Origin of the sequence: Pseudomonas sp. lyk4-TYG-107 (assembly GCF_030209055.1) — a bacterium.
Taxonomy (GTDB): domain Bacteria; phylum Pseudomonadota; class Gammaproteobacteria; order Pseudomonadales; family Pseudomonadaceae; genus Aquipseudomonas; species Aquipseudomonas putida_A.
Map to the genome: position 1 here is coordinate 208,920 of NZ_JARVST010000027.1, position 24,338 is coordinate 233,257.

Annotated in this window: 26 protein-coding genes; 11 read left to right on the forward strand and 15 right to left on the reverse strand. The window is 60.4% G+C overall.

Annotated features, from left to right (window positions below; translation table 11 throughout):
• Positions 1-85: 85 nt before the first annotated feature.
• From QRN61_RS22400 to QRN61_RS22420, 5 genes are read right to left on the reverse strand one after another with little or no spacing between them, the layout of a single operon-like run.
• Positions 86-391, reverse strand: a complete 306-nt coding sequence (locus QRN61_RS22400) for an STAS domain-containing protein (RefSeq protein ID WP_183784637.1) — start codon at positions 389-391, stop codon at positions 86-88.
• Entirely contained in the window at positions 388-1,041 is a 654-nt protein-coding gene (locus QRN61_RS22405) for an MlaC/ttg2D family ABC transporter substrate-binding protein (protein ID WP_027610852.1), read from the reverse strand. The genes QRN61_RS22400 and QRN61_RS22405 overlap by 4 nt, the downstream gene beginning before the upstream one ends.
• Before the next feature lie 11 nt (positions 1,042-1,052).
• Positions 1,053-1,520, reverse strand: coding sequence for an outer membrane lipid asymmetry maintenance protein MlaD (mlaD, locus tag QRN61_RS22410; RefSeq protein WP_007967220.1), 468 nt, complete (start codon positions 1,518-1,520; stop codon positions 1,053-1,055).
• Entirely contained in the window at positions 1,520-2,317 is a 798-nt protein-coding gene (gene mlaE, locus QRN61_RS22415; protein WP_003221704.1) for a lipid asymmetry maintenance ABC transporter permease subunit MlaE, read from the reverse strand. The genes mlaD and mlaE overlap by 1 nt, the downstream gene beginning before the upstream one ends.
• Entirely contained in the window at positions 2,317-3,126 is an 810-nt protein-coding gene (locus QRN61_RS22420; RefSeq protein WP_003221703.1) for an ATP-binding cassette domain-containing protein, read from the reverse strand. Before QRN61_RS22420 ends, mlaE begins: the two co-directional genes overlap by 1 nt.
• Positions 3,127-3,400: 274 nt before the next feature.
• Between QRN61_RS22420 and QRN61_RS22425 the strand changes: the two genes are divergently transcribed.
• From QRN61_RS22425 to QRN61_RS22470, 10 genes are all read left to right on the forward strand, one after another.
• On the forward strand, positions 3,401-4,375 hold the full coding sequence (locus tag QRN61_RS22425; protein WP_027610849.1) for a KpsF/GutQ family sugar-phosphate isomerase: 975 nt from the start codon (positions 3,401-3,403) through the stop codon (positions 4,373-4,375).
• Entirely contained in the window at positions 4,375-4,899 is a 525-nt protein-coding gene (locus QRN61_RS22430; protein ID WP_007967216.1) for a KdsC family phosphatase, read from the forward strand. The genes QRN61_RS22425 and QRN61_RS22430 overlap by 1 nt, the downstream gene beginning before the upstream one ends.
• An 8-nt stretch (positions 4,900-4,907) precedes the next feature.
• Positions 4,908-5,480: an LPS export ABC transporter periplasmic protein LptC gene (gene lptC / locus QRN61_RS22435; RefSeq protein WP_027610848.1), complete on the forward strand. Its 573-nt coding sequence runs from the start codon at positions 4,908-4,910 to the stop codon at positions 5,478-5,480.
• Entirely contained in the window at positions 5,467-6,012 is a 546-nt protein-coding gene (gene lptA, locus QRN61_RS22440) for a lipopolysaccharide transport periplasmic protein LptA (protein ID WP_096795357.1), read from the forward strand. The genes lptC and lptA overlap by 14 nt, the downstream gene beginning before the upstream one ends.
• The gene (gene lptB, locus QRN61_RS22445) at positions 6,012-6,737 is read left to right on the forward strand and encodes an LPS export ABC transporter ATP-binding protein (protein ID WP_007967211.1); all 726 of its coding nucleotides are present in this window, start codon (positions 6,012-6,014) and stop codon (positions 6,735-6,737) included. The genes lptA and lptB overlap by 1 nt, the downstream gene beginning before the upstream one ends.
• Before the next feature lie 276 nt (positions 6,738-7,013).
• The gene (locus tag QRN61_RS22450) at positions 7,014-8,507 is read left to right on the forward strand and encodes an RNA polymerase factor sigma-54 (RefSeq protein WP_027610846.1); all 1,494 of its coding nucleotides are present in this window, start codon (positions 7,014-7,016) and stop codon (positions 8,505-8,507) included.
• A 73-nt stretch (positions 8,508-8,580) separates the two neighbouring features.
• A complete protein-coding gene (gene hpf, locus QRN61_RS22455; RefSeq protein ID WP_025109458.1) occupies positions 8,581-8,889 on the forward strand; it encodes a ribosome hibernation-promoting factor, HPF/YfiA family in 309 nt (102 codons plus the stop codon).
• Positions 8,890-8,901: 12 nt separating this feature from the next.
• Positions 8,902-9,366, forward strand: a complete 465-nt coding sequence (gene ptsN / locus QRN61_RS22460; RefSeq protein ID WP_027610845.1) for a PTS IIA-like nitrogen regulatory protein PtsN — start codon at positions 8,902-8,904, stop codon at positions 9,364-9,366.
• A gap of 2 nt (positions 9,367-9,368) precedes the next feature.
• Positions 9,369-10,226 carry an RNase adapter RapZ gene (gene rapZ / locus QRN61_RS22465; protein WP_285375545.1) on the forward strand — a complete coding sequence of 286 codons (858 nt, stop codon included), beginning with the start codon at positions 9,369-9,371 and terminating at the stop codon, positions 10,224-10,226.
• 15 nt (positions 10,227-10,241) lie between these two features.
• Positions 10,242-10,517 carry an HPr family phosphocarrier protein gene (locus tag QRN61_RS22470; RefSeq protein WP_027610843.1) on the forward strand — a complete coding sequence of 92 codons (276 nt, stop codon included), beginning with the start codon at positions 10,242-10,244 and terminating at the stop codon, positions 10,515-10,517.
• Positions 10,518-10,579: 62 nt separating this feature from the next.
• Here the strand turns inward: QRN61_RS22470 and QRN61_RS22475 are convergent, their stop codons facing one another.
• The 6 genes from QRN61_RS22475 to pmbA all read right to left on the reverse strand — a co-directional run bounded on the left by QRN61_RS22475 (position 10,580) and on the right by pmbA (position 15,947).
• Positions 10,580-11,473, reverse strand: coding sequence for a ZIP family metal transporter (locus QRN61_RS22475; RefSeq protein WP_285375546.1), 894 nt, complete (start codon positions 11,471-11,473; stop codon positions 10,580-10,582).
• 30 nt (positions 11,474-11,503) lie between these two features.
• A complete protein-coding gene (locus QRN61_RS22480) occupies positions 11,504-12,115 on the reverse strand; it encodes a superoxide dismutase (RefSeq protein ID WP_103369140.1) in 612 nt (203 codons plus the stop codon).
• Between the two features lies 1 nt (position 12,116).
• Entirely contained in the window at positions 12,117-12,557 is a 441-nt protein-coding gene (locus tag QRN61_RS22485; protein WP_096795353.1) for a DUF2753 family protein, read from the reverse strand.
• A 27-nt stretch (positions 12,558-12,584) separates the two neighbouring features.
• Complete coding sequence (locus tag QRN61_RS22490) at positions 12,585-13,961, reverse strand: class II fumarate hydratase (RefSeq protein ID WP_204896128.1); 1,377 nt, start codon at positions 13,959-13,961, stop codon at positions 12,585-12,587.
• Positions 13,942-14,349, reverse strand: a complete 408-nt coding sequence (locus QRN61_RS22495; RefSeq protein WP_007967195.1) for a hypothetical protein — start codon at positions 14,347-14,349, stop codon at positions 13,942-13,944. Before QRN61_RS22495 ends, QRN61_RS22490 begins: the two co-directional genes overlap by 20 nt.
• Before the next feature lie 251 nt (positions 14,350-14,600).
• The gene (gene pmbA / locus QRN61_RS22500) at positions 14,601-15,947 is read right to left on the reverse strand and encodes a metalloprotease PmbA (RefSeq protein ID WP_027610838.1); all 1,347 of its coding nucleotides are present in this window, start codon (positions 15,945-15,947) and stop codon (positions 14,601-14,603) included.
• A 108-nt stretch (positions 15,948-16,055) separates the two neighbouring features.
• On the opposite strand from pmbA, the gene yjgA reads away from it, so the two are divergent.
• Positions 16,056-16,580 carry a ribosome biogenesis factor YjgA gene (yjgA, locus tag QRN61_RS22505; RefSeq protein WP_007961589.1) on the forward strand — a complete coding sequence of 175 codons (525 nt, stop codon included), beginning with the start codon at positions 16,056-16,058 and terminating at the stop codon, positions 16,578-16,580.
• Between the two features lie 51 nt (positions 16,581-16,631).
• Here yjgA and tldD read toward each other — a convergent pair whose 3' ends face one another.
• The 4 genes from tldD to rng all read right to left on the reverse strand — a co-directional run bounded on the left by tldD (position 16,632) and on the right by rng (position 24,334).
• Entirely contained in the window at positions 16,632-18,074 is a 1,443-nt protein-coding gene (tldD, locus tag QRN61_RS22510; RefSeq protein WP_007961588.1) for a metalloprotease TldD, read from the reverse strand.
• 4 nt (positions 18,075-18,078) lie between these two features.
• Positions 18,079-18,939 (reverse strand): carbon-nitrogen hydrolase family protein, encoded by an 861-nt coding sequence (locus tag QRN61_RS22515; RefSeq protein WP_285375547.1) that lies wholly within the window; start codon positions 18,937-18,939, stop codon positions 18,079-18,081.
• A 58-nt stretch (positions 18,940-18,997) separates the two neighbouring features.
• A complete protein-coding gene (locus tag QRN61_RS22520) occupies positions 18,998-22,801 on the reverse strand; it encodes a YhdP family protein (protein ID WP_285375548.1) in 3,804 nt (1,267 codons plus the stop codon).
• Between the two features lie 75 nt (positions 22,802-22,876).
• Complete coding sequence (gene rng / locus QRN61_RS22525) at positions 22,877-24,334, reverse strand: ribonuclease G (RefSeq protein WP_007961585.1); 1,458 nt, start codon at positions 24,332-24,334, stop codon at positions 22,877-22,879.
• Positions 24,335-24,338: the final 4 nt, after the last annotated feature.

Here is a 24,338-nt window from a genome sequence, read left to right on the forward strand (position 1 = left end):
GGTCGGACATCATACAAAAAAGCCCCGCGCCTGCGAACCCCGCATTGGCAGGACTCTGACGGGGGGCTTGTTTATCGATGCGGGTTCAGGGGTGCGCCAGCAACTCGGTCAGTTCACTGACCTGAGCGATTTCGCGCATGTCTTCCGGCATCGCACGGATGCTGACGACTTTGCCGGCCGCCTGGGCATCGCGCATGAAGCACAGCAGCAAGGACAAGCCGACGCTGCTGGACTTCTTCACTGCCGAGCAATCGATGACCAGCGATGCCGCCTTGCTGGACTTGATCAGCGCCTGGCCTTCCTTGCGCAGGTCGGGACCTGTGCGATAGTCCAGCACTCCGCTGAGCAATAGCTCGTCGACATCACTTATACGAACTGCCGCCTCATTCATTGCGCTGGCTTCTCGGCAGCTTTCTCGGTGGTTTCCTTGGCCTTGGCCACTTCGCCAGCCCAATTGTTGATGGTCTTGTCCAGATCGTTGCCATTGCGCTGCATCGCGTCGGCGAACTGATCACGGAACAGCTTGCCGATGTTGATGCCGTTGATGATCACATTGCGCAGTTTCCACTCGCCATTGATCTTCTCCAGCGTGTACTGCACAGGGTAGATCGCGCCGTTGTTGCCCTTGACGGTCATGCCGACGCTGGTGCGATCGCCGGACTCATCCTTGGCCGGATCAACCGTGATGCCCTGGTTGTTGTATTCGAGCAAAGCGTTGCCATAGAACTGGAACAGACCGCGCTTGAAGTTCTCCTGGAAGGTCTGCATCTGCGCCGGCGTGGCCTTGCGCGAATACTTGACCGTCATGATGCTCTTGGAAATGCCTTCGGCATCCACCACAGGTCCGACGATGGTGTTCAGCGCCGTGTAGAAGTCCTGCGGATCCTTCTTGTACTTCTCTTTATTGGCCGACAAGTCGGCCAGCATCCGGTTCGTGGTGTCCTGAATCAGGTCGTGCGCCGACTGTCCGGGCGCAGCGCTAGCCAGCATCGGCAGTGCCGCAAGCAACACCAACAGGCCACGTCGCAAGGTAGAGATCATTCAAAAGCTCCTCATTTGGCGTCTTTGCTAACGGTATTGAGCAGGAATTTACCGATCAGGTCTTCCAGTACCAGAGACGACTGGGTGTCGTGGATGGTTCCACCATCCTTCAGACGGGTGTCTTCGCCGCCCACGCTGATACCGATGTACTTCTCGCCCAACAGGCCAGCGGTCAGGATAGACGCTGTGGAGTCGGTCGGCAGGTTGTCGACCTTTTTATCCACTTGCAGGGTTACCCGACCGGTGAAGCTGTCGCGATCCAGATCGATGGCCGTGACCTTGCCGATGGTTACGCCAGCCATGGTCACTTTGGCTCTGACCGTCAAACCGGCGATATTGTCGAAGTAGGCATACAGTTTATAGGTGTCGGTGGTCGAAGTCGGAGACAGGCCACTGACCCGCAGAGCCAGTAGCAACAAAGCCAGGATCCCTGCCAGCAGGAACAGGCCGACACCGATTTCCAGGGTGCGGTTTTGCATCAGAAATCTCCAAACATCAAAGCGGTCAGAATAAAGTCCAGGCCCAGTACCGCCAGCGAGGCGAATACCACGGTCTTGGTGGTGGCGCGACTGATGCCCTCGGAAGTGGGCTCACAGTCATAGCCTTGGAAAACGGCGATCCAGGTCACGACGAAGGCGAAAACGATACTTTTGATGACGCCGTTGAGCACATCGCTGGTGAAGTTCACGCTGTTCTGCATGTTCGCCCAGTAGGAGCCTTCATACACGCCAAGCCAGTCGACAGCCACCCACGAACCGCCCCAGATTCCCACCACGCTGAAAATCATCGCCAGCACCGGCAGGGAAATGAAACCGGCCCACAGACGCGGGGCAATAATGTATTTGAGCGGATCGACACCGATCATTTCCAGGCTGGAAAGCTGTTCGGTGGACTTCATGTTGCCAATTTCTGCGGTCAGCGCCGAACCGGCACGCCCGGCAAACAGCAACGCCGTCACGACAGGCCCCAGTTCACGCAGCAACGTCAGGGCCACCATCTGCCCCACCGCCTGCTCCGAACCGTAGCTCGACAGAATACTGAAGCCCTGCAGCGCCAGCACCATGCCGATGAAAATCCCCGACACGACGATGATCACCAGCGACATCACGCCGACCGAATGCAGTTGCTTGACCAGCAGGCCGAAACCGCCGCTGATGCCGCCACGACCGAGCAGGGCGTGAAACAGGAACAGGGTCGCGCGGCCAAACACCGCGACGGCGTCGATCGCGGCCTCGCCGAACCGGCGTACGCGTTCTATCAATGAAATTCTGCGCATCAGCGCTTCCCCAGAAGATCTGCGCGGTAATCCGTCGCTGGAAAATGATACGGCACCGGGCCATCGGGGTTGCCGGTCATGAACTGGCGAATACGCGGTTCATCCGAGTTCATCAATTCGTCCGGCGTGCCCTGCCCCAGCACCTGACCATCACCCACTACATAGATGTAGTCGGCGATGCTCGCGGTTTCGGCCAGATCGTGGGAGACCACGATACTGGTGATCCCCAGCGCATCGTTGAGCAGACGGATCAGGCGTACCAGCACGCCCATGGCGATCGGATCCTGGCCGACGAAAGGCTCGTCATACATGAGAATCTGCGGATCGAGCGCAATCGCCCGGGCCAGGGCGACCCGACGCTTCATGCCGCCGGACAGCTCGTCGGGCATCAGCTCGATGGCACCGCGCAAACCGACCGCCTGCAATTTGAGCAGGACGATGTCGCGGATCATTTCATCCGGCAATTGGGTATGAACGCGCAGGGGGAAAGCGACGTTCTCGAAGACATCGAGATCGGTGAACAGCGCGCCGCTTTGAAACAGCACGCCCATGTGCTTGCGCGCATCGAACAGATCACTGCGCGACAGCGTCGGCAGGTTCTGGCCGTTGACCCAGACTTCGCCGCTGGATGGACGCAACTGCGCACCCATCAAGCGCAACAAAGTGGTCTTGCCGCACCCGGAAGGTCCCATGATGCCGGTAACCTTGCCACGCGGGATGCGAATATCGACGTTATTGAAAATGCTGCGCGCACCGCGCTTGAAGGAGACTCCCTTCAGCTCGACCGCGTAGGCGTTATCGGCACTCATCTAAACTCCTTGCGATGCAGCCTCTCACTCGGACGCCTGGCTTTCCGCAGAAAGCACATACCTCCCGGGCAGGCCGAACTGGCGGCGAACTATATCACTGCAAACGCCAAGCGCCCAAGGCCCCGCCCCTCCGCGTTCAACGATATGACAGGCCTGATGGCACTTTTTCGGGGTTTTGCTGACGCGGAATGACAAAGCACGACGAACTTGCGTGAGGCTTTTCAACATAACCGCTATAATCGCCGCCTTTTCATCGGGCTATACGATTTCTGACATGAGCCAATCCAGCGACCTGATTCAATCGGCACAACGCACCATTCGCCTCGAAGTGGAAGCCGTACAAGGCTTGTTGCCCCATATCGACGCCGATTTCGTACGCGCTTGCGAGATGATTCTGGCCAGCAAAGGCCGTGTGGTCGTGGTCGGCATGGGCAAATCCGGGCACGTCGGCAACAAGATTGCCGCGACCCTGGCCAGCACCGGCACCCCGGCATTTTTCGTCCACCCGGCCGAAGCCAGCCATGGCGACATGGGCATGATCACCCGCGACGACGTGATCCTCGCCCTCTCCAACTCCGGCTCGACCAACGAAATCGTCACCCTGCTGCCATTGATCAAGCGCCTCGGCATCCAGTTGATCAGCCTCACCGGCAATCCGCAGTCGCCGCTGGCCAAAGCTGCCGAAGTCAACCTCAACGTTCATGTCGAACACGAAGCCTGCCCGCTGAACCTGGCACCGACTTCCTCGACCACCGCCGCGCTGGTAATGGGCGATGCCCTGGCCGTGGCGCTGCTGGAAGCGCGGGGTTTCACCGCCGAAGATTTTGCCTTTTCACACCCGGGCGGCGCTCTGGGTCGACGCCTGCTGCTGAAAGTGGAAAACGTCATGCATGCCGGGCAAGAGCTGCCGCAAGTGCAGCGCGGCACCCTGCTCAAGGACGCGCTCATGGAAATGACCCGCAAGGGTCTGGGCATGACCGCGATCGTTGAAGCCGATGGCAAACTGGCCGGAATCTTCACCGACGGCGATTTGCGCCGCACGCTGGACCGCAGCATCGACATCCGCAGCGCCACCATCGACCAGGTCATGACCGCACACGGCAAGACCGCACGGCCCGAGATGCTCGCCGCCGAAGCCCTGAAAATCATGGAAGACCACCGAATCAACGCACTGGTTGTCGTGGACGAAGAAGATCGCCCGATCGGCGCCTTCAACCTCTCCGATCTGCTGCGTGCAGGAGTGATGTAATGACCACCGATCTGCTGCAACGCGGCAAAGCGATCAAACTGGCGGTGTTCGACGTCGACGGCGTCCTCACCGACGGGCGCCTGTACTTCCTCGAAGACGGCAGCGAATTCAAGACCTTCAACACCCTCGATGGCCAGGGCATCAAGATGCTGATGAATGCCGGTGTCGAGACCGCCATCATCAGTGGCCGCAAGACCCCGGTGGTTGAACGCCGGGCGAAGAACCTCGGCATCCCGCACCTGTTTCAGGGCCGCGAAGACAAATTGGTGGTTCTGGACGGCCTGCTGGCGCAACTGGGCCTAAGCTATGAACAGGTCGCCTACCTGGGTGACGACCTGCCTGACCTTCCGGTGATCCGCCGCGTAGGCCTGGGCATGGCTGTTGCCAATGCTGCCGACTTCGTGCGCGAACACGCCCATGGCGTCACTCGGGCCCGCGGTGGCGAAGGTGCCGCCCGTGAATTCTGCGAATTGATCCTGCGCGCCCAGGGCCGCCTCGATGCGGCCAACGCCGCGTACCTGTGAGCCAAATCATGTTTAGCAAAAAATTTCGCAACTTCCTGCTGTTCGGCTGCATCGCTGCGATGTTTGCGGCGGTCGGCTACTGGAACATCAGTCCGGAACGTTTCCTCGACAAGCCTGTGGCCAAGGTCGAAGACACTGCCATCGACTGGTACGCCACCAATACGCATACCCTGCAATATCTGCCGGACGGCAAAGTGCAGTACGAAATGACGTCGGACAAGGCCGAACACCTGAAAGCGACGGATGTGACTCTGGTTACCAAACCCGACCTCAACATGTATCGCGGCACCGAGTTTCCGTGGCACGTGACCAGCGAGCGAGGCGAAGTGAATCCAGACGGAACGCAGGTAGAATTGATCGACTCGGTACGCATCAAGCGCACCGATGAAAAGAAACGCGACACCCTGATCACCAGCACACGCATGACGGTGTTCCCTCAGCAGCAATATGCGCAGACCGAGCAACCCGTTAGAATCGACGGCGCTGGCGGTGTATCGACTGGCGTGGGAATGAAGGCGTACTTGAAGGAAAGCAGGATACACCTGCAATCGAACGTAAGAGGACAGTATGAGGCTCGTTAAAACCCTCCCTATTTTGCTCAGTCTGGGCGCAGCACTGGGAAGCGTGAGCGCCTGGGCTCTGCCGAACGATCAGCAGCAACCTATCCGCATTCAGGCCGACGACGCCCAGCTGGACGACAAGAACGGCATCGCCACCTATAAAGGTGATGTGATCATCACCCAGGGCTCGATGATCGTTAAGGGCAATACGGTGACCATCACCCGTACTCCGACCGGCGATATCGACGTGGTGACCTCGGTGGGCAACCTTGCCTACTTCGAGCAACTGCAAACCCAGGGTGACGCCAAGCCTGTTCAGGGCTGGGGCGTGACGATTCAGTACCACGCCGCGCAAAACCGCGTCGTGCTGATCGACAAGGCCAAGGTTGTCGACAAGGACAACAACACCACTCAGGGCGAGAAAATCGTCTATGACACGGTGAAGAAACTGGCCAGTGCCGGTCGCGCTACCGGCAGCAAAGTCACCGAAGCACGTCCGCGTATCGACATGGTGATCCAGCCGAAGAAGAAAACCGACGAGAAAACCCAGTAATGGCAACTCTGAAAGCTCAACACCTGGCCAAGGCCTATAAAAGCCGCCAGGTTGTGCGCGACGTCAGCCTGTCGATCGACAGCGGCCAGATCGTTGGCCTGCTCGGCCCGAACGGCGCCGGCAAGACCACCTGCTTCTACATGATCGTCGGTCTGGTGCAGGCCGATCAGGGTCGCGTACTGATCGATGATCTGGACGTCAGCCATCAGCCGATGCACGGCCGTGCCAAGGCCGGTATCGGCTATCTGCCGCAAGAAGCGTCGATCTTCCGCAAATTGTCGGTGGCCGATAACATCATGGCCATCCTCGAAACCCGCACGGAACTCGACAAGGCCGGTCGTCGCAAGGAACTGGAAAGCCTGCTGCAGGAATTCCACATCAGCCACATCCGCGACAACCTCGGCATGAGCCTGTCCGGTGGTGAACGCCGCCGGGTGGAAATTGCCCGCGCCCTGGCGACCGCACCGAAATTCATCCTGCTCGACGAACCGTTCGCCGGTGTCGACCCGATCTCGGTCGGCGACATCAAGCAGATCATCCACCACCTCAAGGCCAAGGGCATCGGTGTACTGATCACCGACCACAACGTGCGTGAGACCCTGGATATCTGCGAGACCGCCTACATCGTCAACGACGGTCAACTGATCGCGGAAGGCGATGCGGCGACCATCCTCGCCAACGATCTGGTGAAGGAAGTGTACCTGGGCCACGAATTCCGCCTCTGAAGCGCGATCGCATTCGGCCAGCCGTTTGGGCGCTGTAACGTTGAAGCTGATTTTTATACGCTTTTATTGTTACAGCGCTCTGGGCAGACACGACGCCTCAAAGATGTTCACCGCGCCTCGACGCGATGCGTCAACAAAGTTTTATACGCTTTTATTGTTACAGCGCTCTAGGCAAACACGACAGTTTCAGGCATATAATTTGCTTAAGTTTGGCGCTCCGGCGCCCTGTAGTGGATGGCGCATGCGCGCCGGCGAATAAGGTGTTAAGCCCCTGCCATGAAACCATCGCTAGTCTTGAGAATGGGCCAGCAGCTGACGATGACACCGCAGCTGCAACAGGCCATCCGCCTGCTCCAATTGTCGACCCTGGACCTGCAACAGGAAATCCAGGAGGCCCTGGAATCCAATCCGATGCTCGAACGCCAGGAAGAAGGCGACGACTTCGACAATACCGATCCTTTGGCCGACAACGCCGAACAAAAACCCAACACCGACATTCAGGAACCGTCCTATCAGGAAGCCGCCCCGACGGTGGACAATCTGGAAGATGGCGAATGGAACGAGCGCATTCCTAACGAACTGCCCGTTGATACCGCCTGGGAAGACGTCTACCAGACCAGCGCCAGCAGCCTGCCCAGCAGCGATGACGACGAGTGGGACTTCACCACCCGCACGTCCGCCGGCGAAAGCCTGCAAAGCCATCTGCTGTGGCAATTGAACCTGGCGCCGATGTCCGACACCGACCGCCTGATCGCCGTGACCCTGATCGATTGCATCAACAATCAGGGCTACCTCGACGAAACCCTCGAAGAAATTCTCGACGCCTTTGATCCGGAGCTCGACATCGAGCTGGACGAGATCGAAGCCGTTCTGCACCGCATTCAGCAGTTCGAACCGGCCGGTATCGGGGCGCGCAACCTCGGCGAATGCCTGCTGCTGCAACTGCGTCAGCTCCCGGCCAAGACCCCGTGGCTCAACGAAGCCAAACGTCTGGTCAGCGATTACATCGATCTGCTCGGCAGTCGCGACTACAGCCAGTTGATGCGGCGTATGAAGCTCAAGGAAGACGAGTTGCGTCAGGTCATCGAACTGGTGCAAAGCCTCAATCCGCGTCCGGGCTCGCAGATCGAATCGACCGAAGCCGAGTACGTGGTGCCCGACGTCATTGTGCGCAAGGATAACGAACGCTGGCTGGTCGAGCTGAATCAGGAGTCAGTGCCCCGTCTGCGGGTTAACGCGCAGTACGCCGGTTTCGTCCGTCGCGCCGACACCAGCGCCGACAACACCTTCATGCGCAACCAGTTGCAAGAGGCACGCTGGTTCATCAAGAGCCTGCAAAGCCGCAACGAAACCCTGATGAAGGTGGCCACCCAGATCGTCGAGCATCAGCGCGGCTTCCTGGAGTATGGCGATGAAGCCATGAAGCCGTTGGTCCTGCATGACATCGCCGAGGCGGTCGGCATGCACGAATCGACGATTTCCCGGGTCACCACGCAGAAATTCATGCATACCCCGCGCGGTATTTATGAACTGAAATACTTTTTCTCAAGCCACGTCAGCACCTCCGAAGGCGGTGAATGCTCGTCCACGGCGATCCGCGCGATCATCAAAAAACTGGTTGCGGCGGAAAATCAGAAAAAGCCGTTGAGTGACAGCAAGATCGCTGGTTTACTGGAGGCACAAGGCATTCAGGTGGCTCGCCGCACCGTCGCCAAGTACCGCGAATCCCTCGGGATCGCGCCTTCGAGCGAACGCAAGCGGTTGATGTAAGCCACGTTACAGCGTTCCAGTGGCAGGCTCTTCGGCCTGCCGCTTTATGCACTGGCAACGAAGGAGAAGCTGTATGCAAGTCAACATCAGTGGACACCAACTGGAAGTGACCGAACCTCTGCGCACCTACATCAACGAGAAACTCGAACGATTGGAGCGCCATTTCGACAAGATCACCAACGTGCAAGTCACGATGTGCGTCGAAAAGCTCAAGCAGAAAATCGAAGCCACCTTGCATATACCCGGCAGCGAAGTGGTCGCCAACGCAGAAGATACCGACATGTACGCTGCGATCGACTCACTGACCGACAAGCTGGATCGCCAACTCAAAAAGCATAAGGAAAAGACCCAGAGCCTCCTCCAGGGCGCGACAGGTCGTTAACACTCCCAACCCATGATCCGACTTGAAAGTATCCTGACCCCCGGCCGTTCCCTGGTGAACGTGCCGGGCGGCAGTAAAAAGAAAGCCCTCGAACAGATTGCCAACCTCATCCATAAAGAAGTGCCGGATCTGGCCATGCAGGATGTTTTCGAGAGCCTGGTAGCCCGTGAGAAACTCGGATCCACCGGTTTCGGCAACGGCATCGCCATTCCCCACTGTCGCCTCAAAGGCTGCGAAGCGCCTATCAGCGCGTTGATGCACCTTGATGCCCCCATCGATTTCGATGCCATCGACGGCGCACCGGTCGACCTGCTGTTTGTACTGCTGGTCCCGGAAGCGGCCACCGATGCCCACCTGGAATTACTGCGCCAGATCGCCAGCATGCTCGATCGCAAGGAAGTGCGCGAAAAACTGCGCAGCGCACCGAGCAACGAAGCCTTGTATCAGGTCGTCCTGAGCGAGCAGAACGGTCATTAATCATGCGCTTGATCATCGTCAGCGGCCGCTCCGGCTCGGGTAAAAGTACCGCCCTGAATGTCCTTGAGGACAACGGCTACTACTGCATCGACAACCTGCCGGCCGGTCTGCTGCCGGAACTCGCCGAACGCGCCCTGATTCACACCGAACTGGCCCAGCCGCTGGTGGCCGTGTCGATCGATGCACGCAATCTGCCGAGCCACCTGTCGCGTTTCCCCGAACTGCTTGAAGAAGTCCGTGCCCGGCACATCCAGTGCGATGTGCTGTATCTGGATGCCGACGAAGAAACCCTGCTCAAGCGCTTCTCGGAAACCCGCCGGCGCCATCCATTGAGCACTGCCAACCGCTCGCTGGCCGAAGCGATCGAAGATGAAACCGCCCTGCTCGGCCCGATCGCCGATCTGGCCGACCTCAAGGTCAACACCACCAATCTCAATCTGTACCAGTTGCGTGACACCATCAAGCTGCGACTGTTGAACCAGCCGGAGCCGGGCACGGCGTTTCTGGTCGAGTCGTTCGGCTTCAAGCGCGGCATGCCGGTGGACGCGGATCTGGTGTTCGATGTGCGCTGCCTGCCCAATCCTTACTGGAAACCGGAACTGCGTGCACAATCGGGTCTAGACGCACCTGTCGCCGAGTACCTGGCTGCACAACCGGAGGTTGAGGAGATGTTCCAGGACATCTTCGGCTACTTGAACAAATGGCTGCCACGCTTTGCTGCGAGTAACCGCGCCTATGTCACCATTGCCATTGGCTGCACCGGCGGGCATCACCGTTCCGTTTACCTGACTGAACGTCTGGGTCAGGCCCTGCAGAAAACCCTGAAGAACGTCCAGGTTCGCCACCGCGACCTCACTTAAAGGATTCACACCGCGATGCCTGCTCGTGAAATCGAAATCATCAACAAATTGGGTCTGCATGCCCGGGCATCGGCCAAATTCGTCGGCGTGGCCGGCAAGTTTCCGGAGACCACGATAAGAGTCGGTCGCACACCCGAGACAGCAGTAGACGGCAAAAGCATCATGGCGATGATGATGCTCGCGGCCGGCAAGGGCACCAAGATCCATTTGAGCACCGAAGGCGAACAGGCTGAGGAGGCCATGGTTGCTTTGGTGGAGCTGATCAACAACTACTTCGATGAAGGGGGCTGACAGCCCAGCACCGAAGATCGCAGCCTTGGCAACAGCTGCCGCAGGCTGCGATCTTTTGGTATTCAACCCAACGCCGTATCCATCACCATCATCAGACAAAACCCGATCAGCAAGCCAAGACTGGCCAGCATGTCATGACCATTGCGGCGCGATTCCGGAATGACTTCGTGCGTCACCACCAGCAACATCGCCCCCGCCGCCAGCGCCAGCCCCAACGGCAATAACAGCTCCGCCAGACTGACCAGCCACGCACAGAGCAGTGCAAACACCGGCTCGACCAGTCCTGACGCCGCGCCGATCAAGAATGCCTTGACCCGCGACATTCCCGCCCCCGCCAGTACCAGCGCAATCACCAATCCCTCTGGCACATCCTGCAAGGCGATGCCCATCGCCAGACTGTCGGCATCCGGCATGCCGCCGCCAGCAGACACCCCCACCGCCATGCCTTCCGGGATGTTGTGAGCAATGATGGCGAAGACGAACAGCCAGATGCGCGGCGGAATCACCGGGTGCTCGGGGGTACCGACGAGCATTTCCGGTGAGGCGCCGGACAGTTTCAGATCCACCAGATACAGAGCGAACGCACCGAGCATGATGCCGAAGCAGATCAACCCGCTGGCGGCCCACGGTGTCAGGCCCAGACTTTCGGCAGCAGCGATACCCGGCACGATCAGCGAAAACGCGGTCGCCGCCAGCATCACACCGGCGCCGAAACCCAGTAGCGTATCGCTGAGCCTCTGCGGCATACGCCGGATCACCAGCACCGGCACCGCGCCGAGCGCCGTGCCGAGGGCGCAGATCGCGCCGCCCTGCAATGCGCGTGACAATCGCGGCTGCAGATCCAGCCATTCCAGCCCGTGCACGGCCAGCAGGGTCATGCCCGCCAGCAGCAACAGCGACCCGACCGCGTAACGAAACATGCGCCCACCGCCAATCGCCAGTGTTTCAGTGCCCATAGTCAGCCCGGGATTGTTTTTATAGAAGACTTAAACCAGTGCAGCCTGGTAGCGCGCAGCAACTTCCGGCCAGTTGATCACGTTGTAGAACGCGTTGATGTATTCCGGGCGACGGTTTTGGTAACGCAGGTAGTAGGCGTGTTCCCAAACATCCAGACCGAGAATCGGCGTGTTGCCGTTCATCAACGGGCTGTCCTGATTGCCGCTACTTTCCACGACCAGTTTTTTCTCCGGGGTCACGCTGAGCCAGGCCCAGCCGCTGCCGAAACGGGTCAACGCGGCTTTGGTAAAGGCGTCCTTGAAGCTGTCGAGACCGCCCAGTTGGTCGTCAATCGCCTTGGCCAGCGCGCCGTCCGGCTTGCCACCGCCGTTGGGCACCATGACTTCCCAGAACAGCGAATGGTTGGCATGCCCGCCACCCTGATTGATCACGGCCGCGCGGAGTTTTTCCGGCAACTGCTGAACGCTGGCGACCAGTTTTTCCACCGGCCATTCGGCGTACTCAGTGCCTTCGACGGCGGCATTGAGGTTGTTGATGTAGGTCTGGTGGTGCTTGGTGTAGTGGATCTCCATGGTTTGCGCATCGATGTGCGGTTCCAGGGCATCGTAGGCGTACGGCAAGGCAGGCAAGGTAAAAGCCATTTCAGTGGACTCCATGGTGATGTGAGACTGAGGCGCGGCGTGCATTGCCGGTGTCCGGGTGCAGCAGGCGCTGGGTGCGCGGGTATTCGCCGTGTTCGCTGATGAAATTCAGCAGTTCGACGTAGGTCTTGCTGCTCTGGCGCAACGCCGCTTCACGCAGGGCCGGGCGCAGGCGCTCGTCCTGCATGGTCTGCAACAGCCGTTGATGAATCGCGCAGAGGTACTCGGCGCTCTCCTCCGGCTGATTCAGGCGCAGGTGCAGATCCGCCAGGTTGTGGTGGGAGATGACGCAGGCCGCCACCGCTTCGTCGGCATCGGCCCAGCGTTCGAATAGCACTTGCGCCAGGGCCAGGGCTTGCAGGTAAGCCTCGCGGGCGTCGATCAGCTCGCCGAGCATGAAGCAGCGATTGGCCCGTTCGATCGTGCGTTTCCAGTGCTCCATGGTGAACCTCCAAAGCGGTTGCGGTATTTACACGCCGCCAGCGGTGAGTTTCTCGGGGTTGAGCAACTCTTCCAGTTGGCTGCGCGACAGGTCGGTGTGCTCCAGCGCGACGTCGATCACCGGGCGGCCCTGCTTGTAGGCCTGCTTGGCGATTTCGGCGGCTTTCTGGTAGCCGATGATCGGGTTGAGCGCGGTGACCAGAATCGGGTTGCGCGACAGCGCTTCCTTGAGCCGCGACTCATTGACCTTGAAGCTGGCGATGGCCTTGTCGCCGAGCAGACGACTGGCATTGGCCAGCAGTTCGATGCTGCTCAGCAGGTTCTGGGCGATGATCGGCAGCATCACGTTCAGTTCGAAATTGCCCGACTGGCCGGCGATGGTGATCACCGAGTCGTTGCCGATCACTTGCGCAGCGACCATCGCAGTAGCTTCCGGAATCACCGGATTAACCTTGCCCGGCATGATCGACGAACCCGGTTGCAGGGCTTCCAGCTCGATCTCGCCAAGGCCGGCGAGCGGACCAGAGTTCATCCAGCGCAGGTCATTGGCGATTTTCATCAGCGATACGGCGGTGGCCTTGAGCTGACCGGAGACGGCGACGGCGGTGTCCTGCGAGCCGATCAGGGCGAACAGATCCTTGCCCGGAGTGAATTGCACATTCGTCAGTTGGCTGAGCTGGCGGCTGAAACGCGCGGCGAATTCCGGATGCGCATTGATCCCGGTGCCGACCGCCGTACCGCCCTGCGCCAGCGATTGCAGGCTCGGCAGCAAGTCCTGCAGATGACCGATGTTGGCCTTGAGCTGCTGCGCCCAGCCATTGAGCACCTGACTCATGCGCACCGGCATCGCGTCCATCAAGTGCGTGCGGCCGGTTTTGACGTGGTGGTGCACCTGTTCGGCTTTGTTTTCGATGACCTGCACCAAATGCAACAGCGCCGGCAGCAGTTGTTCGTGCAACGCCAGGGCGGCGCTGACGTGGATGGTGGTCGGAATGATGTCGTTGCTGCTCTGGCCGCAGTTGACGTGATCGTTCGGGTTGACCGGCTCGCCGAGCAGGCGGCTGGCGAGGGTCGCGATCACTTCGTTGGCGTTCATGTTGGAGCTGGTGCCGGAGCCGGTCTGGAAGATATCCACCGGGAAATGCTGCATGAAATCGCCTTCGAGCAGGCCTTGCGCGGCATCGCTGATAGCTTTGCCCTGGCCGGCGCTGAGCTGGTTGAGCTCGACGTTGGCCCGCGCGGCGGCGGCTTTGGCGAGGATCAGCGCACGGATGAATTGCGTTGGCATCGGCTTGCCGCTGATCGGGAAGTTATCCACTGCGCGCTGGGTCTGCGCGCCGTAGAGAGCGTCCACCGGCACCTGCAATTCGCCCATGCTGTCGCGCTCAATACGTGTCTTGGTCATCGGTAAATCCTTGGACTAATTCAATGAGAGGAATCGAGGGAAGCAACTCGCAGGTCGCCAGTTGCCAGGTGTAGCGCTGCCAGCGCTGGAGCCGGCAGTTGCACAGCGACAGGCGCTCCATTTCACGCAACGGCCGCCAGGCTTGATCGAGACACAGGCTGCGCCAGTGCCACGGCAAGGCGATATCGGTGGCCGTGTCGATCAACAAACGGAAGGAGGTTTCAGCGATGGTCCACGGGGAAGTCGCCGTACAGCAGGCCAGATAACGGCCTTCGGCCAGGTAATGTTCGATCAGGCGTGGTTCGTCAGGATCCATCGCGCAACGGATCTGGCGACTCATCCAGCGCCAGCTTTCGAGGTACGGCTGCTCGTGCAAGGCAGAACTCATGATCCGGGACTCGTTCGGAGATGAGATTTATTATTAGATGATAATGAGAACCAAAACAAGAGCGCCTGGTTACACAGACTTCATTGGGGGCAGCGAGCCTGCTCGCGAAGGCGTCGTGTCAGTCACCGCTGCGGTCGGCTGTTAAATCGCTTTCGCGAGCAGGCTCGCTCCCACAAGGTTTTGTGTGGAGCCAAGAAAAAAGGCGCGCCACCCGATGAGGTGGCGCGCCTTTCTTGTCTGACCGCTGGGGCTTAGCTGCCCGCGACAGTCATCCGCTCGATCAGCACCGAGCCCGTACGAATATTGCTGCGCAGCTCCAGATCATTACCGACTGCGACGATCTGCTTGAACATGTCGCGCATGTTGCCGGCGATGGTCACTTCCTGCACCGCGAACTGGATTTCGCCGTTCTCGACCCAGAACCCCGCCGCCCCACGCGAATAGTCGCCGGTGACCATGTTCAAGCCATGGCCCATCAACTCGGTAACCAACAAGCCACGGCCCATGCGCTTCAACAGCGCCGCCTGATCTTCATCACCGTGAGTGACGAACAGGTTGTGTACGCCTCCCGCATTGGCAGTGCTCGGCATGCCGAGTTTGCGCCCGGAGTATGTGCCGAGGATGTACGACACCAGCTCGCCCTTCTCAACGAACGGTTTGGCGTAGGTGGCCAGACCATCGCCGTCGTAGGACGCACTGCCCATGGCGCGCATCAGATGCGGACGCTCATCGATGGTCAGCCATTCCGGAAACAGCTTCTGCCCCAGCGTGCCTTCGAGGAACGATGATTTGCGATACAGACTGCCGCCAGACACCGCCGACAGGAAGCTGCCGAACAAGCCGCCCGCCAGTTCAGCGGAAAACAGCACCGGCACTTCGCAGGTCGGTACCGGACGCGCGCCCAGACGGCTCGCGGCACGTTGCGCGGCACGCTGGCCGATGCTCACCGGATCCGCCAGCAAGCTGCCCTGACGATTGACGTCATACCAGTAATCGCGCTGCATCTGGCCGTCGGCTTCGGCGATCATCACGCAGCTCAGGCTGTGCCGGGTCGACGCGTAACCACCGATGAAACCGTGGCTGTTGCCATATACACGGCAGCCCTGATGGGTGCTGAGGGTGGTGCCGTCAGCGTTCTTGATTCGCGCATCGGCGTCGAACGCGGCGGCTTCACAGAGCAACGCCTTCTCGATGGCCTGCTCCGGGGTGATGTCCCATTCGTGGAACAGGTCGAAATCCTGCACATCCCTGGCCATCAGCGCGGCATCGGCGAGGCCCGAGGCTTCGTCTTCAGAGGTATGTTTGGCGATCGCCAGTGCAGCGGCAACGGTTTCACGAATCGCGTCCGGCCCGGTGGCGGACGTGCTGGCCGAGCCTTTGCGCTGGCCGACGTACAGGGTGATGCCAAAGCCCTGGTCGCGATTGAATTCGACCGTCTCGACCTCACGCTGACGCACCGACGTCGATAAACCCTGCTCCAGCGACACCGCGACTTCGCAGGCACTGGCTCCCTGACGCTTGGCTTCGGCGATGATCTGCTCGACCTGTTCCTGCAGTGCCGGCAATGCTTGCGGGCCGACGCTTTGAACTGCACTCATGCTCATCTCCACTCAAATTCTGCTTTCGGCTGGGGTCATCGAGCGACCGGGCCGGACAAGCGGCCCCCGACTGGTTATCATGGCGGCGTTTCTTTGCGGACTGCCACCATGGTTGATTCTTACGACGACTCCCTCGATACGGGAGAAAAAAGCAAATCTCAGGTCAAACGCGAGCTGCATGCTCTGGTTGACCTTGGCGAGCGCCTTACAACACTCAAGCCCGACTTGCAGGCAAAACTGCCATTGACCGACGCCTTGCGCCGGGCCCTGGCTGATGCGCCGAAGCACACCGCGAACATCGCGCGTAAACGGCACCTGCAGTTCATCGGCAAACTGATGCGCGATCAGGACACTGACGCGATTCTGGTCCTGCTCGATCAACTCGATGCCTCCACCCGTCAGTACAACGAGCGTTTCCACAACCTCGAACGCTGGCGTGACCGCCTGATCGCTGGTGACGATGCCGTGCTGGAGAAATTCGTCGTCGAATACCCCGACGCCGATCGCCAGCAACTGCGTTCCCTGATCCGTCAGGCTCAGCACGAGGTTGCACACAACAAACCTCCTGCTTCCAGCCGCAAGATCTTCAAGTACATCCGTGAGCTGGACGATACCCAACGCGGCCTGCGTTGATACTCGCCATCGGGTGGCCGCCCTGCGCGCCACCCGCAGCTCCACCTCTGTTTATGCGCCCGTGCCACCCACGGTAATCGCATCGATCTTCAGCGTCGGCTGACCGACACCCACCGGCACCGACTGCCCGTCCTTGCCGCACGTGCCCACACCGCTGTCCAGCGCCAGATCGTTACCGACCATCGACACCCGGCTCATCGCCTCGGGGCCGTTGCCGATCAACGTCGCGCCCTTGACCGGCGCGGTGATCTTGCCGTCCTCGATCAGGTACGCCTCACTGGTGGAGAACACGAACTTGCCGCTGGTGATGTCGACCTGACCGCCGCCAAGGTTGGCGCAGTAGATGCCCTTCTTCACCGACGCGATGATTTCCGCCGGATCGCTCTCGCCTCCGAGCATGTAGGTGTTGGTCATGCGCGGCATCGGCAGATGCGCGTAGGACTCGCGACGACCGTTGCCGGTACGGGCCACGCCCATCAGACGCGCATTGAGCTTGTCCTGCATGTAGCCCTTGAGCACGCCGTTTTCGATCAGCGTGGTGCACTCGGTCGGAGTGCCTTCGTCGTCGACGCTCAGCGAGCCGCGACGACCGCTCAACGTGCCGTCATCGACAATGGTGCAGAGCTTGGAGGCAACCATTTCGCCCATGCGCCCGCTATAGGCCGAACTGCCCTTGCGGTTGAAGTCGCCTTCCAGACCGTGACCGACCGCTTCGTGCAGGAGCACACCGGACCAGCCCGAACCGAGGACGACAGGCAAGGTGCCGGCCGGTGCCGGAATCGCTTCCAGATTCACCAGGGCCTGACGCAGTGCTTCACGGGCATAGCCCATGGCACGGTCTTCGGCGAGGAAATAACGGTAGTCGGTACGCCCGCCGCCGCCATGTCCGCCGCGCTCGCGACGCCCATTCTGCTCGACGATCACGCTGACGTTGAAACGTACCAGCGGACGCACATCAGCGGCCAGGCCACCGTCGGTGGACGCCACCAGAATCCGTTCCCAGACCCCGGCCATGCTCACGCTGACCTGCTGAATCCGTGGATCGAGGGCGCGGGTGGCGACGTCGATGCGCTTGAGCAGCTCGACTTTCTCGGCGCGGCTCAGCACTTCCAGCGGATTGTCCGGCGCATACAACTGCGCGACGTCCTGGGTGCTGAACGCCTGCACCGTGCCGTTCTGCCCGGCGCGGGAAATCGAGCGGGCGGCACGGGCCGCAGCGCCCAGGGCTTCGAGGGTGATCGCGTTGCTGTAGGCAAAACCGGTTTTCTCGCCGGACTGCGCACGCACGCCAACACCTTGGTCGAGGTTGAAGCTGCCTTCCTTGACGATACCGTCCTCCAGCGACCACGACTCGGAGATCTGGCCCTGGAAATACAGATCGGCAGCATCGATGCCCGGGCCGGCCAGATCGCCGAGCACACCTTGCAGGCTCTCGATGGTCACGCCGCCGGGCGCCAACAGGTGATCACTGACTGAGGACAACAACTCGCTCATAGGTTTACGCCTTAAATTCATGTTCTGAAGCAGGCCGCTGGGCGCCCTGCGAGAAAAACCGCCGATGACTCGTCACCGGCATTCGCGCCCTGATAGACGCTTGTTCATCACTGTCGCGTGCGGCCAACAATACCGCCTCGCCTTGATCCTGATGCGCCAGCACACGGCCCCACGGATCGATGATCGCCGCATGACCGAAGGTCTCACGCGGTCCCGGGTGGGTTCCGCCCTGCGCTGCCGCCAATACATAGCACTGCGTCTCGATGGCACGGGCGCGAATCAGCACGTCCCAATGCGCCGCACCGGTCACTGCGGTGAAGGCCGACGGGGCGGTAATCAACTCGGCACCGGCGGCGCGCAATTCGCTGTACAGCTCCGGAAAGCGCAGGTCGTAACACACGGTCAGGCCGACTCGGCCAACCGGCGTGTCTGCGACCACCACGCCACTGCCATAAGCATAGTCATCGGATTCGCGATACCGCCCGCGATTGTCCGCCACATCAACATCGAACAGGTGCAACTTGTCATACCGTGCCACGGTTTCACCCTGATCGTTGACCAGCAGCGAACAGGCATGCGACTTGGCGTCCGGTTGCCCAAGCGGCGGCAACGGCAACGTGCCGGCCACTATCCATAACTTGAGGTCGCGGGCGGTCTGTTTCAACCATGGCAGGATCGGACCTTCGCCCAGCGCTTCGGCACGGCCGATGTCGGCGATGTCGCGACGGCCCATGGCGGCGAAGTTTTCCGGCAGCACCGCCAGCTTCGCGCCGCCGGCCGCGGCCTGTTCGAGCAGGCGTCGAGCCTGCGCCAGATTGGCCAGCACATCACTCTGGCTGACCATTTGAATCACCGCTAAAGACATGGCGCACTCCGTAACAGGTATGCGGCCATGCTACTCCATAGGCCTGGGATGTGGCTGTTCAAAAAGGCTTGTCGAAGGTGATTTTCGGCTCTTTCCACGGGCCTTTGACGGTGTACTTGACGCTGGCGAAGCGCGCTACGCGGTCGCCGATCAGCTTGTCGATCAGGAACAACGCCCCGCCGACCGCCGGCGCGCCGACAATCAACGCAGCAATCGGCAGGTTGTTGGTCACCGGCAAGGTCACCAGCAATTTCGCATCGACCTTATCGCCGACCAAATCCAGCGTACCGTCCAGCTCAAGGTTGCTCGAAGGACCGGTCAGACGAATCGGCTCGCGGGTGACATACACGCCGTTATTTGCCACCAACAGGCCCTTGACCCGATCGTAGCTCAAGCCTTTGCCAAACAAGTCGGAGAAGTCCAGACGCAGACGACGGCCGATGGAGTTGAAGTTGAGCAGACCGAACACCCGCAACGCCTGCGCGCCGCCCTCAACTTCAACGAACTGACCTTTATTGAGCGAGGCATCCAGCGTGCCGGAGAAGCGCTTGGTTGCCAGCCATGCCGGCGAGCCCGGCCAGCGGCCATCGACATCCATGTGGAACTCTTCACTGGTCACGCTCGGCGCAAAGCCCCAGCCCTTGAGCACATCGGCAAGGTTCTTGCCGCTGATCCGGCCCTTGAACCAGCTGTTGGTCGAACCCGGCGCCCCTTCCCAGCCGCCATTGCCCTGCAACAGGATGCCCTTGAGGCCCATGTCCATGTTGTTCAGGGCGATGCCTTTGGCCGTCGGGCGAACTTTCAGCGACCAGCCACCGACCAGATCCTGGCCCAGAAACAACTGATTGATGGTGATATCCAGCGCGGGAATCTTGGTCGGGTCGACCGAAACCAGCGGATCAGGCGAATTCTCGTCGGCCTGCACCGTCGGATCCGGCGCCGGCAGGCGTACGTATTGCAGATTGACCGCGATCGGCGCGCCCTTGGCATCGGGCAGGCTGGCCGAACCCTTGGCCTGCTGGCTGTCGAGCGACAGATTCCACGCCCATGGCTTGCGATTGACCTGCACGGCGGCCTGATCGAGCGTGGTGCCGAAGGCGGTGAGCTTGCCCACCTTGAAGTCGGCACTGTTGAGCAATTGTTTGGCACTGCCGCCCGGATCGTTGCCGGCGTATTTGCTGACCAGATCCTGCCACGGCGCGACGTCCAGCTCCGACAGCACCCCGCGAATGCGCAAGCCCTTGGCCTCCGGCAGTACGGCGTCGCCCGTACCGAGGAACAGCTCACCGCGACCATCGGCGATATTGCTCGGCGGCGCGGCGAAGGTGAAGCTCGCCAGTTGATCGTAGTTGACCCAGTAACGCCGCTCCGCACCTTGCAGCGTCATGCGGAACACCGTGTCACGCCCCTGCTCGGCCGACATGCCAAACGGTGCCGGCAGATCCACTGCCACGCCTTTCATGCTGGAGCTGACAGTGAGCTGACTGTCAGTGCCGTCAAGGTTGACCTGCAACTGATACGGAAGGGTCCCGGACACCGGCAACGGCTGAGTCACGCCCAGCCAGTCAGTGAGCTTCTTGACCTCGACCTGCCCGGAAGCCGCGACCCGAGTCTTGAGCTTGTTCGGGCTGCCATCAGCGAAAATCTGCGCGGTCACCGGCTTGTCGAAGGCCCTGGCGGCGATGTTCTGCCCGCTCAGCCCCTTGGTGCTGTCAAAACGGAAATCGCCCTTGAGCTGACTCAGTTCCAGCTTCGGCTCAGCCAGTTTCAGGCGCGCATTGGCGGTTTTGAAATCGACGAGGATCTTCGGCAGATCGCCCTTTTCCAGCGGAATGTCGAGTTTGACCCTGCCCTGCAAATCGCCCTCGCCTTCCCAGCCGGCAAAGGTTTCGCCGGTACCGATCGGCGCGGTCTGCAGAATCTTCAAGCCATCGCCCAGCCCGCCGGCAAACCCGCCGTCGAGCAACAGATGGGTGGGCTGCCCGGCCGGCACATGGGGAATGTTGACGAAAACGTCGCTGACCTGGGTGTCGAGCAGCTGGCCCTTGTCGGCCACGATGCGCACGCCGCTGTCCTCGATGAACACATCGCCGCTGACCTTGCTCACGTGCGGCCAGCCCGGCTGGAACGCCAGCTCGGCGTCATGCACCTTGAAGAACAGGCTGATGCTGCGATCCACGTCCTTGGCGTTTTTGCTCAGCGAACCCTGGTACTGGAAGAAGCCCTGATCCACGGCGCCCTTGAGGATCGCTGTACGCAGCCACTCGTCGAGGGCCGGGCTCAAGACTTCGGGCAGGTATTTGGCGGTGTAGCGACCATCGCCATCGACCAGCCCGACGCGCAGGTCCATGTAGTCTTCCTGGCTATGGTCGAAGTGCAGGCGGATCAGGAAGTCGCCGGCAATTTTGCCCTCTTCGCCCAGCACTTTCAGGTACGGCGCGATCAGGGTGAAACCTTCTTTATCGAGCTTCCAGGTCAGTCGGGCATTGGCCTGGATGTATTGCCATGGCTTGGCGAAGATCGGATCGAGGTGCAGGACGAAATCCTTGCTGTCCAGGCGTAACTCGCCACCGTCGAGGTTGCCGCTGAGGCTGCCACTGACGTTTCGCGCCGCCGGGGCACCGTGATAGGCATCGAAACCGACATTATCGAGGTTGGCAGCGAAGCCGAATTTCGAACCGTCGGTGGCGTTGGGGCGAAAATCCAGCAGTACGTTGCGCAGTCCACCCGTTACCTTCAGGTGGTCGATCACCGTGGCGACGTTTTCGGGCAACGGCCCCAGCGCATTGAGCAACGGTGTGATCGGTGTCAGGTCGAGGCGGTCGGCCTGCAAGTGCCACAACTCATCGGTTTTATCGGTGGCCACCGTCTGCTTGAGCTGCACATGGGATTCCCAGCGGGTCTCGCCGAAGTTCATCGCCAGCGAATCGAGAGTGACAATCGCGCCCTCGTCATCACGCTGGTAATAGCCGTTGAGCGCCAGATTGCTGATCTTGATCGGCTTGCGCTCGGCATAAGCGCCGGTCACCTGTGGTGCGTTCAAACGGATGGCGGCGCTTTGCAGAGCGCCGTCGTTCCAGTTCACCCACAGCTCGCCGCCCGCTTTGATCTCGGAAAAATTCCACTGTTGAGTCACACGCTCAGGCAGCCACTTCGACCAATCGCTTTGCGGCAGGCTGACATAACCTTCCACCGAACTGTTCGGCAATTGAGAGGGGCGAATCCGTGTACGCAGGCTCATCGCCACCGGTTGCCCATCGGGCAAGGTCAGACGAGCATCAAGACGCTGACGGCTGCTGCCGGTTTTCAGATTCAGTCCGACGTAGGTAAAGGTCATCGGCGCCTGATCCAGCGGCTGCACGGTCACCTGACTGTCGAGCACCGACAGTTGCTGAACCATCTGCGAACGTTGGAACAATTGCTCGGGATCCAGCGGCTGATCGTTCTGCACCGGCAGGCCTTCCAGCGCCCAAGTGCCGTCCTGCGCTTCCTTGACGCTGATCTTCAGGCCGTTCAATTCCAGGTGGGCGATGCGGACTTCGCGCGCCAGCAGACTGGCCCAGAGGTCAGGCACCACGCGCACCCGATCCAGACGCAAGGCATTGGCGCCGTCACCGACCATCACATCGTGGGCCAGCAGAATCGGCGCGAAACCGCTCCAGTTGCCTTCCAGTTCGCCGATCTGCAACGGCATGCCGAGCGCAGCCGTGGCCTTGTCTTCGATATCGGTGCGGTATTCCGCCACCAGTGGCGTCAGTTCCCGACCGAGGCTGACGTACAACGCCATCAACACCAGAACCAACGCGCACAGGCCCAGCCCCCAGCGGGTCAGTGCGGCCAAAATGCGTGTCAGACGCTCCATGTCAGTTGGCTCCCATGGCAAAAAAACTACTGAAAGCTGAGGCCAGCCGTTGTGGATTAAATGTGCTGCAGGGGTTCAGAGCAGCACCACGTCATATTGTTCCTGGGAATACATGGTTTCGACCTGAAAGCGTATGGTGCGGCCGATAAACCCTTCAAGTTCGGCGACATTACCCGACTCTTCGTCGAGCAAACGGTCCACCACTTTCTGGTTCGCCAGCACCCGGTAACCTTCGGCCTGATAGGCGCGGGCTTCGCGCAGAATCTCGCGGAAAATCTCGTAACAGATGGTTTCCGGGGTCTTCAGCTTGCCCCGGCCCTGGCAACTGCTGCACGGCTCGCACAGCACTTGCTCAAGGCTTTCGCGGGTGCGCTTGCGGGTCATCTGCACCAGGCCTAACTCGGTGATGCCGATGATGTTGGTCTTGGCGTGATCACGTTCGAGCTGTTTTTCCAGGGTGCGCAGCACCTGGCGCTGATGCTCCTCATCTTCCATGTCGATGAAGTCGATGATGATGATCCCGCCCAGATTGCGCAGGCGCATCTGCCGGGCAATCGCGGTGGCGGCTTCGAGGTTGGTCTTGAAGATGGTTTCTTCAAGGTTGCGATGGCCTACAAACGCGCCGGTGTTGACGTCGATGGTGGTCATGGCTTCCGCGGGATCGACCACCAGATAACCGCCGGACTTGAGCGGCACCTTGCGTTCGAGGGCTTTCTGGATTTCGTCTTCGACGCCATACAGGTCGAAAATCGGCCGTTCGCCCGGATAGTGTTCCAGACGATCGGCGATTTCCGGCATCAGTTCGGCGACGAACTGCGTGGTTTTCTGGAAGGTTTCCCGGGAGTCGATACGGATCTTCTCGATCTTCGGGCTGACCAGATCGCGCAAGGTGCGCAGGGCCAGACCGAGGTCTTCGTAGATCACACTTGGCGCGCCGATGGTCTGGATCTGCGCATTGATCTGATCCCACAGGCGGCGCAGGTAGCGGATGTCCATGAGGATCTCATCGGCCCCGGCACCTTCGGCGGCGGTACGCAGGATGAAGCCACCGGCCTCCTTGATTCCTTCTTTGGCCACACAATCGCTGACCACCTGCTTGAGGCGCTCGCGCTCGGCTTCGTCTTCGATTTTCAGGGAAATGCCGACGTGGGCGGTGCGCGGCATGTACACCAGATAACGCGACGGAATCGACAGCTGCGTGGTCAGGCGCGCGCCCTTGGAACCGATCGGGTCCTTGGTCACCTGTACCACCAGGCTCTGCCCTTCGTGCACCAGCGCGCTGATGCTTTCCACCGCCGGGCCTTCGCGAAGGGAGATTTCCGAGGCGTGGATGAATGCCGCACGATCCAGACCGATGTCGACGAATGCCGCCTGCATGCCCGGCAGCACCCGGACAATCTTGCCCTTATAGATGTTGCCGACGATCCCGCGTTTTTGCGTGCGCTCGACATGGACTTCTTGCAGCACACCGTTTTCGACCACCGCCACGCGCGATTCCATCGGCGTGATGTTGATCAGAATCTCTTCACTCATGGCA